The organism is Lentzea sp. (assembly GCF_035525475.1).
Taxonomy (GTDB): Bacteria; Actinomycetota; Actinomycetes; order Mycobacteriales; family Pseudonocardiaceae; genus Lentzea.
The window spans coordinates 1-14,864 of the sequence record NZ_DATLEC010000103.1 but is presented as its reverse complement, the minus strand read 5'-3'; the positions used below and the strand labels follow the sequence as shown (position 1 = coordinate 14,864).

The 14,864-nt window shown below is 72.6% G+C and carries 11 protein-coding genes; 5 read left to right on the top strand and 6 right to left on the bottom strand.

Annotated features, from left to right (window positions below; all coding sequences use genetic code 11):
- Nucleotides 1-13: 13 nt before the first annotated feature.
- Complete coding sequence (locus VM306_RS18225; RefSeq protein WP_325516379.1) at nt 14-1,054, top strand: GrpB family protein; 1,041 nt, start codon at nt 14-16, stop codon at nt 1,052-1,054.
- Here the strand turns inward: VM306_RS18225 and VM306_RS18220 are convergent, their stop codons facing one another.
- Both VM306_RS18220 and VM306_RS18215 read right to left on the bottom strand, forming a co-directional pair.
- Nucleotides 1,055-3,187: a choice-of-anchor P family protein gene (locus VM306_RS18220; protein ID WP_325516377.1), complete on the bottom strand. Its 2,133-nt coding sequence runs from the start codon at nt 3,185-3,187 to the stop codon at nt 1,055-1,057. It abuts the gene before it with no gap.
- 126 nt (nt 3,188-3,313) lie between these two features.
- Nucleotides 3,314-4,342 carry a GlxA family transcriptional regulator gene (locus VM306_RS18215; RefSeq protein ID WP_325516376.1) on the bottom strand — a complete coding sequence of 343 codons (1,029 nt, stop codon included), beginning with the start codon at nt 4,340-4,342 and terminating at the stop codon, nt 3,314-3,316.
- A 52-nt stretch (nt 4,343-4,394) separates the two neighbouring features.
- On the opposite strand from VM306_RS18215, the gene VM306_RS18210 reads away from it, so the two are divergent.
- Nucleotides 4,395-4,787, top strand: coding sequence for a cupin domain-containing protein (locus VM306_RS18210; RefSeq protein ID WP_325516374.1), 393 nt, complete (start codon nt 4,395-4,397; stop codon nt 4,785-4,787).
- Between the two features lie 29 nt (nt 4,788-4,816).
- Entirely contained in the window at nt 4,817-7,555 is a 2,739-nt protein-coding gene (locus VM306_RS18205; protein ID WP_325516372.1) for a BTAD domain-containing putative transcriptional regulator, read from the top strand.
- 3 nt (nt 7,556-7,558) lie between these two features.
- On the opposite strand, the gene VM306_RS18200 is transcribed toward VM306_RS18205, so the two are convergent.
- From VM306_RS18200 to VM306_RS18185, 4 genes are read right to left on the bottom strand one after another with little or no spacing between them, the layout of a single operon-like run.
- Nucleotides 7,559-9,082 carry an ABC transporter ATP-binding protein gene (locus tag VM306_RS18200; protein WP_325516369.1) on the bottom strand — a complete coding sequence of 508 codons (1,524 nt, stop codon included), beginning with the start codon at nt 9,080-9,082 and terminating at the stop codon, nt 7,559-7,561.
- Between the two features lie 2 nt (nt 9,083-9,084).
- Nucleotides 9,085-9,903, bottom strand: coding sequence for an ABC transporter permease (locus VM306_RS18195; RefSeq protein WP_325516367.1), 819 nt, complete (start codon nt 9,901-9,903; stop codon nt 9,085-9,087).
- On the bottom strand, nt 9,900-10,850 hold the full coding sequence (locus tag VM306_RS18190) for an ABC transporter permease (protein ID WP_325516365.1): 951 nt from the start codon (nt 10,848-10,850) through the stop codon (nt 9,900-9,902). Before VM306_RS18190 ends, VM306_RS18195 begins: the two co-directional genes overlap by 4 nt.
- On the bottom strand, nt 10,851-12,605 hold the full coding sequence (locus VM306_RS18185; RefSeq protein ID WP_325516363.1) for an ABC transporter substrate-binding protein: 1,755 nt from the start codon (nt 12,603-12,605) through the stop codon (nt 10,851-10,853).
- A 44-nt stretch (nt 12,606-12,649) separates the two neighbouring features.
- Here VM306_RS18185 and VM306_RS18180 point away from each other — a divergent pair, with 44 nt between their 5' ends.
- Nucleotides 12,650-13,477 carry a M55 family metallopeptidase gene (locus VM306_RS18180; protein ID WP_325516361.1) on the top strand — a complete coding sequence of 276 codons (828 nt, stop codon included), beginning with the start codon at nt 12,650-12,652 and terminating at the stop codon, nt 13,475-13,477.
- A 17-nt stretch (nt 13,478-13,494) separates the two neighbouring features.
- Nucleotides 13,495-14,781: a M20/M25/M40 family metallo-hydrolase gene (locus VM306_RS18175; protein WP_325516359.1), complete on the top strand. Its 1,287-nt coding sequence runs from the start codon at nt 13,495-13,497 to the stop codon at nt 14,779-14,781.
- Nucleotides 14,782-14,864 lie beyond the last annotated feature (83 nt).

Here is a 14,864-nt window from a genome sequence, read left to right as displayed (position 1 = left end):
GAGGGGGTTTGCCGTGAAGATCGAGCTCGCCGAGTACGACCCTGCCTGGCCGGGTCTGTACGAGCGGGAACGTGCCAGGGTCCGTGGGGTTCTGCCGGGTGCCGAACTGGAGCACGTGGGGTCGACGGCGGTGCCGGGGTTGTGCGCGAAGCCGGTGATCGACCTGATGCTGGTGGTGGGCGACGCGGCGGACGAGGCGTCGTACGTGCCGGTGTTGGAGGCGGCCGGGTACCGGGTGGTGGTGCGGGAGGACGACTGGCACCACCACCGGATCCTCAGGGGGCCGGACACGAACATCAACCTGCACGTGTTCTCACGCGGGTGTGCGCAGGTGCGGCGGCATCTGCTGTTCCGGGACTGGTTGCGGGCGCAGGAGCAGGACCGTGAGCTGTACGCGTCGGCGAAGCGGACGCTGGCGGAGTCGGACTGGGACTCGGTGCGGGACTACGCGGACGCGAAGAACACCGTGGTGCTGGAGATCCTCGAACGGGCCTACGTGCAGTGGCGGTTGCCGTCGGATGACGTGGAGTTCGTGACCGAGACGCAGACGGGTGGTGTGCGGATCGTGCTGGAGGAGCACAACCCGGAGTGGGCGCGGTGGTACGCGGTCGAGGAGTCGCGGATCCGGGCGGCGCTGGGCGGGGCGGTGCTGCGGCTGGAGCACGTCGGGTCGACGTCGGTGCCGGGGCTGGCGGCGAAGCCGTTGATCGACGTGCTGCTGGTGGTGCCGGACTCGGACGACGAGGACGCCTACGTGCCGGCGTTGGTGCGGGCCGGCTATTACCTGCGGTTGCGGGAGCACGGGTGGCACGAGCACCGGTTGCTCAAGCGGCATGAGGCGCCGGACGTGAACCTGCACGTGTTCTCCCCCGTGTGCGAGGAGATCGACCGGATGCTGGTGTTCCGCGACCACCTGCGTGCCGTTCCGGAGTCGAGGGACGAGTACGAGCGGACCAAGCGCGCCTTGGCGGGCGAGACCTGGAACCGGGGCCAGGACTACGCCGACGCCAAGACGCGGGTGGTCGAGCGGATCATCCTGCGGGCGCTGGCCTGATCAGCCGAGGCGGCATGCGCTCAGGACGATCTCCTGTCCGAGCAGGGTGCGGACGCGGACGGCGTTCTGGACGAGCTGGCCGTTCGGTCCGGTGGTGGTCTCGTTGAGGTGGACGGTGGCGACGCCGGGGATGCCGATGGTGGCGGGGCCGGTGCCGATGGGCTGGCCGTTGAGGGTGCCGACCTTGGACGAGCCGGTGATGCCGTTCGCGTCACTGGTGCAGGTGGCTTCGACGGCGTTGAGGGTGATCGCCCCGCCGAGCAGGGACGCTCCCTCTACCCGTGCGCGGGCGACGGTGCGGCCGGTGCCGGGGTCGAGGGCGCAGTCGGCGTGCAGGGCGTTGACCGAGGCGAGGCCGAGGACGTTCACGGCGGCGACGGTCTTGTCCTCGTTGGGCGGGCACTGGGCGTGCGGCGTCTTGGCGACGGAGACGAGGCCGTTGGCCGAAAGCGCCCATGCTTCGCCGCGCAGGTAGACGACGACCTTGACGACGGCGGTGGCCGATGCGCCGTCATCGTCGGTCACGGTGACCAGGACGGTGTGCGGGCCGAGTGCGGTGAACGTGCGCGAGGAGGTGCAGGTGCCGCTACCGGCGCCTTGGGTGACGGTGCCGGCCACGGTCGGGCTGCCGTCGTCGAAGTTCAGGGTGCAGGTGTGCTTGTCGTTGGTGGCGATGTCGGTGAACGGCGCGGTGAAGGTGACCGTGGTGCCGCGGGTGACGAGGGTCTTGTCGGCGTTCAGGGTGACCTGCGGTGCGACGTTGGACAGCGTCAGCGTGGTGGTCGCCGCGACGGGCGGGTTGACGCCGTCGTTCGCGGTCAGGGCCAGCGTCCAGACGCCGTCATCGGTGCACTTCACGGTCGTGGTCTGGGCGGCGGCGCCGGCGAACGAGCAGGTGGCGCCGGCGTCGACACCGGACTGCGGTGCGGCCGTCCAGGTAGTGGTCAGAGACGGGCCGTCGGGGTCGGTGACCAGGCCCGCGATGGAGACGTCGGTGCCTTCCTGGCCCGCGTAGGGGCCGCCGGGCTTGACCACGGGCGGGGCGTTGACGATGACGGTGGTGCATTCGGTGACGTCACCAGGGCCGCCGCCGTCGGTGCCGTGCGCGGTGACGCACAGCTCGTGCGTGCCGGCGGTCAGGGCCGGGGTGTCGACGGTGTAGTCGACGGTCGCGGGTCCGTCCTGCGGCAGGCCGGGTGTGATCGAGGTGATCGGGATGTCCGTGCCGTTGTCGACCTTGAGAGTCAGGTTCGTGAGCTTGGAGGCGATGACGCCGGGCACGACGTCGGGCAGCTGGGAGACGTCCGGGACCTCGGTGCAGGTGCCGCCGGTGGTCTCGGCGATCTTGCGCAACGAGCCCTGGGTGCCGGCGTTGTTGCAGGCGGCGGCGTTGGACACGGCGAAGGTGAAGATCTTGATGCCCGCGTTCACGGCCTGCTGCAGTGCGGCGTCGACGGTGCCGGCGTCGGTGGATCCGCCGTCGGAGAAGAACACCATCAGTTTGCGCGGCTGGGACGCGGCGGTGGCCGAGGTGATGCCCGCGTTCAGGCCGCCGACGAAGTTGGTGCTGCCACCGGCGTTGCGCGGGGTGAACAACTGCACGCCGCCGCCGATGAACGCGCTGCCCAGGGCTTCGGAGACGTCGGTGGTGCCGTTGCCGTTGGCGTCGGTGGCGGGCGCGACGACCTTCTGGTCGCCCCCGGCGGGGCTGACGTCGACGGACTGCCCGCTGGCGCCGAAGACGGCGGCGCCGACGTTGCCGACGACGGTGTTGGGCAGGGCGGCCTTGGTGTGCAGGGCTCTGGCTGCGGCGATCTCGCAGTCCAGGATCGTGGCGGGCTGACCGTCGCCGTTCTGGTCGCCGCCGCAGCCCGCGGCGACGCCGGTCTGGGTGGAGCCGGACACGTCGAGCACGTAGGTGAGCGCGGTGTCGACGACCGGGACGCCGGTGCCGATCGAGGCCGTGCCGGTGACGGTGATCGGGCCCGGGACGACGACGGCGTTGTCCGCGGGGCTGGCGATCGTGACGCCGATGCTGGTGCCACCGGGCAGGTTGCCGGTGGCCGCGTGCGCTGGTAGGGCAAGTGCCACGGTGGCCGTCAGTGCGGTTGCGACCGTGATGGTGCGTCTCATGCTTCTCCACTCGATGGTGTGGTCCCCCGACCCAACCGAAGGAGACCGCACGCGCCCGTGGAGATACCGTCGGTCACTGGTTCGCGGCGACGGTCGACCTGATCAGAGCAGCAGGGGCATGACGCTTCACTCGTGAGAGGTGTTCACGGCGTTGGGCAGTTCGGGAAGTGCGACCAGTCCATCGGCGGCTTGAGTTCTCAGCCCGAACCTGCGCCGGTACTGCGAGGGGGCCAGGCCGGTCTCGCGGCGCATGACCGACCGCAGGTTGGCCGCGGTGCCCAGGCCGGTGCGGCGGGCCACGACGTCGAGGCGTTGCTCCCCCAGCTCGATCAGCCGGCACGCCAGCGTGACCCGCTCGCCGGTCAGCCAGGCCAGCGGGGTCGTGCCGAGCTGGGCCTGGAAGCGGCGGTGCAGCGTGGCCGGGCTGATGTTCGCGCGGGCGGCCAGGCCGGTGACGGTGAGCGGGGTGTCGAGGTGTTCCTGGGCCCAGGCCAGCAGGGGTGCGAGGGACTCGTCGCGCAGGTCGGGTACCGGGCGTTGGACGAACTGCCGCTGGCCGCCGTCGCGGTGGGCGGCGAAGACGAGGCGGCGGCTGACGGAGTTGGCGATCTCGGCGCCGTGGTCACGGCGCACGAGGTGCAGGCCGAGGTCGAGGGCGGCGGCGCTGCCGGCGGAGGTGAGGACGTCGCCGTCGTCGACGAAGAGCACGTCGGGTTCCAGCCGCACGGCCGGGAAGCGGGTGCGGAACTCCTCGGCCCACTGCCAGTGGGCGGTGGCGCGGCGGCCGTCGAGGACGCCGGCTTCGGCGAGGGTGAACGCGCCGCTGCAGAAGCCGACGAGGCGGGCGCCGCGGGCGTGGGCGCGGCGGATGGCGTCGAGCACGGCCGGGCGGCGGGGCACCTGCACGTCGGGGCGGTTCGGGACGATCAGGGTGTCGGCGGTGTCGGCGGCGTCGAGGCCGGCGACACCGGTGAGGGTGAAGAACCCGTCGCGCATCGCGGTGTGCGGTGCGGGTGAGCAGAGGCGGAAGTCGTAGAGGTCGCGGCCGAGCTCGGGGCGGCGCAGGCCGAAGACCTCGGTCGCGCAGCCGAGCTCGAACGGGTTGGAGTTCTCGTCGACGATCACCACGACCCGGTGCGAGGATTCTTGCGGCATGTGCGATTCCTAGCACTCACGCCGGTGTGGCGCCAGCGGCGAGGCTGGGCACGTGACCGAACCCATTGCTCTCGAGAGCGCCCTAACCTCGTTCGACGCCCTGTGGAGCCCGCGCATCATCACCCGCGTCAACGACTACGACGTGCGCATCGCCAAGGTCGGCGGCGAGCACGTCTGGCACGTCCACGACCACACCGACGAGTTCTTCCTGGTCCTGGACGGCGAGCTGCACATCGCCCTGCGCGAACCGGCCGGGGAACGCACCGTCGTGCTCGCCCGCGGCGCGGTGTTCACGGTGCCGCGCGGCACCTACCACCGGCCGTCCGCGCCGTCGGGTGCGTCGATCCTGATGTTCGAACCGACCGGCACGATGACGGTGGGCGACCACCACGACGACGTCCCGGACCACGTCGACGCGACCACTGGGCACGAACTCGCCTCCTGACACCGCGCCGTGCGCCACAATCACGCGATGTGAGGTTCGGGGTGCTGGGGCCGGTCGAGGTGCGCGACGAGTCGGGGACGGTGACGCCGGTCGCCGCGCCCCGGCAACGGGCCCTGCTCGCGCTGCTGGCCCTGGACGCCGGGCGGATCGTCGGGCACGACCGGCTGGTCGACGGCCTGTACCCCGACCCGCCCGCCGGTGCCGCGAACGCGCTGCAGTCGCAGGTCTCGCGGCTGCGCAGGACCGTGCCGGACCTGGTGATCGAGCACCACCCCGCCGGGTACCGGCTCGTGGCCGAGGCGTCCGCGGTGGACGCCCACCGGTGCGTCGAGCTGCTCGAGGACGGACGGGCCGCGGAGGCGTTGCGGTTGTGGCGGGGCACGGCGCTGGCCGACGTGGACGCGCCGTTCGCGGCCGAGGCACGGCAGCGGCTGACGGACGTGCTCATCCAGTGCACGGTGTCCGGCGGCACCGAGCAGGATCTGCGCCGCATCCTGTCCGAGCACCCGTTGCGCGAGGACGTGCGTGCGGCGTTGATGCGCGCCCTGCACCGCGACGGCCGCACCCCTGAAGCGCTGCGGGTGTTCGCGCAGGGCCGGGCGTTGCTGGCCGACGAGCTCGGTGTCGATCCCTCCCCCGCGCTGGCCGCCGCCCACCTGGAGCTGCTGCGGGCCGGCGCACCGCACCGGGGCGTGCCCGCGCAGCTGACCAGCTTCGTCGGCCGTGACGACGACCTGCGCCGGGTGGTCAGGTGGCTGCGGGAGAACCGGCTGGTCACGCTCATCGGGCCTGGTGGCACCGGCAAGACGCGTCTCGCCGTCGAGGTCGCGCACCGCGATCCCGGCGAGGTGGCGTTCGTCGACCTCAGTGCCACCGCCGACGTCGCCCGCGCCCTGCTCGACGGCGTCGGCGTCCGCGAGGCCGGGCTGCTCTCCGCCGCGCCCCTCCCGGTGGAGGACCGGTTGCGGGCCGCACTGGCCACCCGCGAGGTCCTGCTCGTCGTCGACAACTGCGAGCACGTCGTCGACGAGGCCGCCCGCGTGCTCGGCGCCCTGCTGGCGGCGTGCCCGGACGTGCGGGTGCTCGCGACCAGCCGCGCACCGCTCGGCATCACCGGCGAGACCCTCAGCCCCGTCGCCGCCCTGGACACCGGCTCCGCCACCCGGCTGTTCCTCGACCGGGCGCGGGCGGTCGCACCGGGCTTCGCCGCCGAGCACGACGTGATCGCCGAGGTGTGCCGGCGCCTGGACGGCATCGCGCTCGCGATCGAGCTGGCCGCCGCACGGGTGCGGACGCTGCCCCTGCGCGAGATCGCCGCCCGCCTGGACGACCGGTTCCGGCTGCTGTCCAAGGGCAGCCGCACCGCCGCGCCCCGCCACCGCACGCTGCACGCCGTCGTCGAGTGGAGCTGGGACCTGCTCGACGACGCCGAACGCGACCTCGCCGCCCGCTTCACCGTGTTCTCCGGCGGCGCCTCGCTCGACGCCGTCACGGCCGTCACCGGCGCCGATGTGGACACGCTGTCCTCGGTGGTGGACAAGTCGCTCGTCGAGATCACCGGTGACCGGTACCGGATGCTCGACACCATCCGCGCGTTCTGCGCCGGCCGCGCACCGGACCTGCGCGAGCGGCACGCCCGCTGGTTCCTGGCACGAGCGCAGGAGGCCGAACCGCACCTGCGCGCCCACGACCAGGTCGAATGGCTGCAGACCCTCGGCGCCGACCACGACAACCTCACCGCCGCCGTCGCGTGGGCGGCCGGGCACGACGTAGGCCTGGCGCTGGAGCTCGTCGCGGCGCTCGCGACCTACTACTGGTTCCGGGGCCTGCGCACCGAGGCCGCCGAACGGGCCGAGGCGGTGCTGCGCGCGTGCGGCGAGACCCCGCCACCGGGACGTGGGCAGGAGTACGCGATGTGCCTGCTGATCGCCTGGCCCGTGGCGACCGGTGACCAGTCCGCGCGGCAGCGCCAGGCCGACGAGCTGCTGGTCGCGGTCAACGGGCCGCCGCGGTACCCGATCCTGGCGATGATGTGGGGCATGGCGATGGGCGCTCCGGAGGCCGAGTCGCCGGCCTGGCACAGCCGTCACCGCCTGGTCGGCACCGACGGGTGGAGTGCCGCGCTGTCGCTGGTGGGCGACGGGCTCGTGGCCTGGCAGCACGGGGACACCGCCACCGCGACCGCACTGCTGCGTCGCGGCGCGGAGGCGTTCGACCGGGTCGGTGACCGCTGGGGCATGGCCCTGGCCGTCAACCAGCTCGCCGAGCTCGCTCTCGGGGACGGGGACACGGCCGGGGCGCTGCGGCACATCGAACGCGCCCGCGGCCTGCTCGACGAGCTCGGGGCCACCGAGGACACCGCCGAGGTGCTCGTCAACCGCGCCAGGGCCCGCCTGCACGGCGCCGACCCGGCCGGTGCGCGCGCCGACTACGCCGAGGCGCTGCGCCTGGCACGCCGGGCCGGGGCGCCGCTGGTGGAGTCGAACTGCCACGTCGGGCTGGCCGAGCTCGCCCGCCTCGGCGGCGACCTCACGACCGCGGCCGCGGAGTGCGACACGGCGTGGGAGCTGACACCGGGCGGCTGGTACGGGCCGGACGAGATGCGTTGCCGCATCGCGTTCGAACGCGGCCTGATCGCCCGCGACGCCCGCGACCCCGAGCGGGCCCGGCGGCACTTCGAGGAGGCGCTGCGCCGGGCCGTCGGGCAACGCAACCGCGTGACCGAGACCGCCGTGCGCGCGGAGCTCGACGCCCTGACCGTGGCGTGACCCTCACACCGTCGGCACCGCGCGCACCAACGCCCGCGTGTACTCGTGCGACGGGGTGAGCAGAACCTGTTCCGCCGGGCCCTGTTCGACGATCGCGCCCTGGTGCATCACGGCCACCCGGTCGGCGATCTGCCACGCCAGCCCCAGGTCGTGGGTGATGAGCAGGCACGCGAGGCCCAGTTCGGCACGCAGCCGCAGCAGCAGCGCCACGATCTCCCCGCGCATCGACGCGTCGAGCGAGGCGACGGGTTCGTCCGCCACCAGCAGGCGGGGCTGCAGCACCAGCGCGCCGGCGATCACCACCCGCTGCTGCTGGCCCCCGGACAGCTCGTGCGGCAACGACTCCAGGTACAGGCTCGCCGGACGCAGCTCCGCCCGCTCCACCGCCTCCGTCACCAGCGCCTGCTCGTCACCGGGCACCCCGTGCACGCGCAGGCCCTCCGCCACCGCGTCGAACACCCGGTGGCGCGGGTTGAGCGCGCTCGCCGGTTCCTGCAGCACCAGCTGGACCTGACGCCGCACCGCCTTGAGCGCCTTGCCCTTCGACGGCACCTGCGTCCCGTCGAAGATCACCCGGCCGGAGGACGGCGTGCGCAGCCCCAGGACGGTGCGGGCCAGTGTCGTCTTGCCGGACCCGGACTGGCCCACCAGCGCCACGATCTCGCCGTGCCCGACCGTCAGGTCCACCCCGTCGACCGCGCGCGTGCGGCCGTAGTCGACCACCAGGTCCCGCACCTGCAACAACGGCTCCGGGACGGGTGCGGGTTCGGTCCAGCGGTGTGCCGGGTCGCCGATCACCGGGAACGCCGCCGCCAGCGCCGCCGTGTGCGGATGGCGGGGGTTGGCGATCACCTCCCGGGTCCGGCCGCGTTCGACCAGGGCGCCGCGGTGCATCACCGCCAGGTCCTCGCAGGTCTCGGCGAGCACCGACAGGTCGTGGCTGATCATCAGCAACCCGAGGTCCTGCTCGGCGACCAGGCGCTTGACCAGGCCCAGGACCTGGGCCTGCACGATCACGTCCAGCGCCGTCGTCGGTTCGTCCGCGATGACCAGCCGCGGCCCGCACGCCAGCGCCATCGCGATCATCACCCGCTGCTTCTGCCCGCCGGAGAGCTCGTGCGGATACGCCCGTGCCTTCTCCCGCGGCAGCTCCACCTGCTCCAGCAGGTCGGTGACGCTGCCCGGGGTGCCGTGCAGGCGCATCGGCTCGGCGATCTGGTCCCCGACGCGGCGCACCGGGTTGAGCGAGTGCATCGCGCCCTGGAACACGATCGACGCCGACGCCCACCGCACCGCCCGCAGCCGCCCCCACGACATCGCCCGCACGTCCTCGCCGTCGAGCAGTACCTCGCCGTCGACGCGGGCGGTCCTGGGCAGCAGCCGCAGCACCGACATCGCCACCGTCGACTTGCCCGACCCCGACTCCCCCGCCAGCCCCAGCGTCTGACCGGGGGCCAGCGTCAGGGACACGTCGTCGACGACGCGCGTGTGCCCGTAGTGGACGGTGAGGTTCCGCAGTTGCAGCATGGTCACCTCTTCGGCGTCACAACGGCTTCGAGGGCACGGCCGACGAGCGTGAACGCCAGCACGACCACCACGATCGCCACCCCCGGCGGCAGCAGGAACCACCACGCCTCCCGCGGCACCGCCCCGTGCAGCTGCGCCTGGTGCAGCATCGCGCCCCACGAGATCCGCGTCGGGTCCCCCAGGCCCAGAAACGCCAGCGTCGACTCCGCCACGATCGACGACGCCACCGCCAGCGTCGCGTTGACCAGCACCAGCGGCACCACCGACGGCAGCACGTGCCGCGTGATCACATGGGTGTGGCCGCCGCCCAGTGCCCGCGCGCGTTCCACGAACGGCCGGGCCTCGGTCGTCAGCGTCTGCGCCCGCACCATCCGCGCCGTCGACGGCCAGCTCGTCAGGCCGATCGCCAGGATGATCGTGCCCAGCCCCCGCGGCAGCACCGTCGACAACGCGATCGCCAGCACCAGCGAGGGCAGCACCAGGAAGAAGTCCGTCACCCGCAGCAGCACCCCCGCCGGCAGGCCGCCGAAGTGACCGCTCAGGACACCGACGAGCGTGCCGATGCCCACCGACAGCACCGCCGCCGTCAGCCCGACGAACAACGACGTCCCCGTGCCCTGCGCCACCAGCAGCGCCACCGACCGTCCCGTGTGGTCGGTGCCCAGCCAGTGACCCGGGCCCGGCGGCTGCCACGCCGCGTCGCTCACCCGCGTGACGTCGAGGGCCTCCGCGGGGATCAGCAGCGGCGCGACCACGGCGACCAGCGCGGCCACCGCGAGGACCGCGGCGCCGGCGACGCCCGTGCGGCCGAGCCCGCTCACACGACCCTCACCCGTGGGTCCAGGACCCCGTGCAGCAGGTCGGCCAGCAGGTTCATCACCACGACCGCGCCCGCCGTCACCACCAGCAGCCCCTGCAGCAGGAAGTAGTCCGGGCCGGTCAGCGCGTCGTAGAACAACAACCCCAGCCCCGGCCACGAGAACACCGTCTCCGTCGTGATCGCGCCACCCACCACCAGCCCGAACCTCAGGAACACCAGCGTGATCGCCGGCAGCACCGCGTTGGGCACGGCGTGACGGCGGCGCACCAGGTCCTCGCGCAGCCCCTTCGCCCGCGCCGTCACCAGGTACGGGGCGTGCAGCTCTTCCAGCAACGACGACCGCATCACCAGCGCGTACTCCGCGCACACCACCGCCACCAGCGTCACCGACGGCAGCACCAGGTGGTGCGCCACGTCGAGGGACTGCGACACGAAGTCCGGCGCCGTGTCGGTGTCGCGCATGCCCCGCGACGGGAACAGATCGCCCGTCACCATCATCAGCAGCATGCCGAGCCAGAACGTCGGCACCGCCCACAACGTCAGCGACACCCCCGTGGTGACCCGGTCGAACACCGAGTCGCGCCGCCACGCCGCCCGCACCCCGAGCCACAACCCCAGCAGCACCGCGACCAGCGTCGCCGTGCCGGCCAGCAGCAGCGTCGGCCCGAGCCGTTCGACGATCACGTCGGCGACCGGGCGGCGGAACGTGAACGACGTGCCCAGATCACCCCGCAGCAGCGAGGTGAGGTAGCTCCAGAACTGCTGCGGCAGCGGACGGTCCAGGCCGAACTGCGCCCGCAGCTCGGCCTGCGTCGCCGCCGTCGTCGGACGGCCCCGCGTCATCGACACGACCGGGTCGCCGGGCACCACCCGGAACAGGAAGAAACCCAGCACCGCCACCATCACCAGGCTCAGCGCGGCACCACCGAACCGACCGGCGAGGCGCACCTACTCGCGCTCCCCGGCCGTGGCCCTGCGCCGGCGCGCGTAGATCACGAACGCCATCACCACCGCCGCGATCGCCGCGCCGAACGCCGCGAGCCCGCCCCACCCGCGCGGGGCCGGAGCGGCCTGCCCGGCGGGTTCGGCGCCGTAGTAGCCCCACACGCCGTTCTGCGCCATGATCACGCCGCCCTGCGCGGGCTGGGTGGTGAACCGGGTGAAGTGGTCGGAGCGGTAGGCCTCCAGCGCGTTGTCGTAGGCGAGCACGACCGCGGGCACCTGGTCGTGGAAGCGGGCCTGCATCTGCCGCACGAGCTCTTGGCGCTTGCCCTCGTCGAACTCCGAGAGCTGCCGCGCGTAGAGCTCGTCGTAGGTGGCGTCGCAGAAGTAGGCGTCCGTGGTGCCGCCCTTGCCGTCCGCACCGGGCCGCTGCGCGCAGGTGTGCAGGCTCAGCACGAAGTCCGGGTCCACGTTCGTCGCCCAGCCGGAGAACGCCAGGTCGTAGGCCGCCGCGGTGGTCGCCTCGTTGAGCTGGTTGTCCGACACCAGCCGCACGTCCAGTGGAACGCCGATGTCGCCCATCGACCGCTTGAGGTACTCGGCGGCCTGCTCGTCGTAGGCGCGGCCCGCCCGGCCGGCCAGCCGCAGCGTGAACCGGGTGCCGTCGGCGCCACGCGGGTGACCCGCGGCGTCGAGGGCGGCGTTGGCCGCGGCCGGGTCGAACCTGCGCTGCTCCCCAGGGCCCGGCTGCCAGTGCCACTTCGAGAACACCGGCGGCACGAGCCCGGCGCCCTTCTCCGCATAGCCCAGGCTGACCCGTGCCACCAGCGCGTCGAGGTCGATGGCCTGCGCGATCGCCCGCCGCACCCGCACGTCGCGCAACGCCGGGTTGCCGTCGCCGATCGGCTCACCGGTGCGGGTCTGCGCGCCGGGGTTGATCAGCAGCTCGGTGAAGCGGCGGCCCTGCGCCTTGTTGCGCGCCACGCCCGCCTTGCCCTCGAGGGAGTCGAACTGGGCGGGCGCCATCCGGTTGACCAGGTCGACCTCGCCCTTGCCCAGCGCCTGCACCGCGGCGTCGGAGTTCTGGAAGTACACGAAGTGCAGCTCGTCGTACTTCGGGGCGCCGCGCCAGTAGCCCTTGTTGGCCGTGAGCTTGATGAACTGCCCCGGCACGTGCTCGGTCAGCACGAACGGGCCCGAGCCGACCACCGGCATCCGGTCGTTGGCGTAGTCCTTGACGCTGCCGACCTTCTCCCACACGTGCCGCGGCACGATCGGCACGTCCAGCGCCAGCATCGTCACCTGCGGCGTCTTGGTCCTGATGACCACCGTGCGGTCGTCGGTCGCGGTGACGGTGTCGAAGTTGGTGACGAAGCTGCCGTTCGCGGTGCGCGCCACGACGTCGGTGAGCATGAGGTTGTAGGTGAACGCCACATCGCGCGCGGTGATCGGCTGCCCGTCGGACCACTTCTTGCCCTCGGGCACCGTGAACGTCCACGTGAGCTTGTCGGCCGAGGCTTCCCACCGGTTCGCCAGGCCCTCGGTGACGGTCTGGTCGTCGGCCGAGTACGCCGTGAGGTAGTCGTACATCAGCCGGCCGATCTCCGTGCTCGACTGGAACACCGCCAGGAACGGGTTCAACGAGTCGATCTGCTGCACGATCGCGACCTTCAGAACGACCGGCTGCTGCGCCACCACCGGCGGTGCAGCGAGCCCCAGCGCCGTTGCCGCCGCAAGCAACGCGCACAACTTCACCCGCACGAAAACCCCTCTTCCCCAGCAGCCCACCGCTAACTTACCGAGATGTGCGGATCATGATCTCGGCGGACATGGAAGGCGCTACCGGAGTCACCTGGACCGGGGACGTCGAGCCCGGTACCGAGCAGTGGCAGCGGTTCCGGCGGCTGTTCACCGGCGACGTCAACGCCTGCGTCGCCGGACTGCTCGCCGGTGGCGCCACCGGCGTGCTCGTCAACGAGGCCCACTCCTCGCAGCGCAACCTGCTGCTCGAGGACCTCCACCCCGCGGCACGCCTGCTCACCGGGCGCCACAAACCGCTGTCGATGATGCAGGGCATCGACGGCGACGTGGATGGCGTGGTGTTCCTCGGTTACCACACCGGCGCCGGCGCACCCGGCGTGCTCGCCCACACCTACATGGAGAACTCGATCACCGGCGTGTGGCTCGACGGCGTTGCGGCCTCCGAAGGCCGCCTCAACGCCGCCGTGGCCGCCGAGTACGGCGTGCCCGTGCTCCTCGTGACCGGCGACGACCTCACCTGCGCCGACGCGGGCTCCTACGCGCCGGCCGCCGGGGTCGTGGCGGTCAAGGAGTGCGTGTCGCGGTATGCGGCCGTGTGCCTGCCACCCGCCGTGACCTCCGCCCGGATCACCGAGGCCTCCACCGCCGCCATGACCTCGGCGACACGGTCACCCGCACAGGTGACCCCGCACCGGATCGAGGTCGAGTTCGACGCCACCCACCTCGCCGAGGCCGCCGCCGTGGTGCCCACCGTCGAGCAGATCGGGGTGCGCCGCGTGGGGGTCGACGCCGAGTCCATGACCGAGGCGATGAAGGCGTTCAAGGTGCTCACCTACGTCGCGGGCGGGGCGATCGAAGGCATCTACGGCTGAAACGTAGGGTGTCGCGCATGACGCTGGACGTGGCGCAGCTGTGCGCACAGCTCATCCGCTTCGACACGACCAACCGCGGCGGAGGTGAGTCCGCCGGTGAACGCGAGGCCGCCGAGCACGTGGCGGCGGTCCTGCACGACAGCGGCGTGGCCCCCACGCTGCTCGAACCCGCACCGCGCCGCACCAACGTCCTCGCGCGCATCCCGGGCACCGACCCGTCGCTGCCCGCCGTGCTGGTCCAGTCGCACCTCGACGTCGTGCCCGCCGACCCGGCCGAGTGGAGCTTCGACCCGTTCGCCGGCGAGATCCGCGACGGGTTCGTGCACGGCCGCGGCGCCGTCGACATGAAGGACATGGCCGCCATGACGCTGGCCGTGGTCCACCGCTGGCACACCGAAGGCCGCCGCCCGCGCCGCGACGTCGTGCTGGCCTTCGTCGCCGACGAGGAGGACCAGGGCATCTACGGCGCCCACTGGCTCGTCGAACACCACGCCGCCCACTTCACCGGCGTGCAGGCCGCGATCAGCGAGTCCGGCGCGTTCTCCTACGACGTCGACGGCGTGCGCCTGTACCCCGTGGGCACGGCCGAGCGCGGCACCTCGCACATGCGGCTCACCGCCACCGGGCGCGCCGGGCACGGCTCGCGCCGCAACGACCGCAACGCCGTCACCGCGCTGGTCACCTCCCTGGCCCGCCTCGCCGCCCACGACCACCCGGTCCGGCTCACCCCCACGGTCGAGGCGTTCCTCGTGGAGACCGGCAAGGCGCTGGGCGTGGAGGTCGACCTCGACGACGTCGACGCCACCATCGCCCGCCTGGGCCCCGCGGCCAGGCTCGTCGAGAACACCGTGCGCTGCTCGACCACCCCGACGATGCTGCAGGCCGGCTACAAGGTCAACGTCATCCCCGGCACCGCCACCGCGCAGATCGACGTCCGCACCCTGCCCGGCACCGTCGACGAGCTCCTCGCCACCATCGACTCGCTGCTCGAGGACGGCGTGACCCGCGAGTTCCTCACCCACCAGCCCCCGGTCGAGGCGCCGATCGACACACCGTGGTTCGCCGCCATGGCCGACGCGCTGCGCGACGAGGACCCCACCGCCACCGTCGTGCCGTACTGCCTGGGCGGCGGCACCGACGCCAAGGCGTTCACCCAGCTCGGCATCGACTGCTACGGCTTCTCCCCGCTGCTGCTGCCCACCGGCTTCGACTACCGCGCCATGGCCCACGGCGTCGACGAACGCGTCCCCGTCTCAGGCCTGGAGTTCGGCGCCCGCGTGCTGGACCGCTTCCTGTCGCGCTGACCGCCGCTCGACGAGCTCCTGCACGGCACTGGGCAGCGTCGTGTCGAAGTCGATCAGCTTCGCCCACGTCGGCGTCACCACGA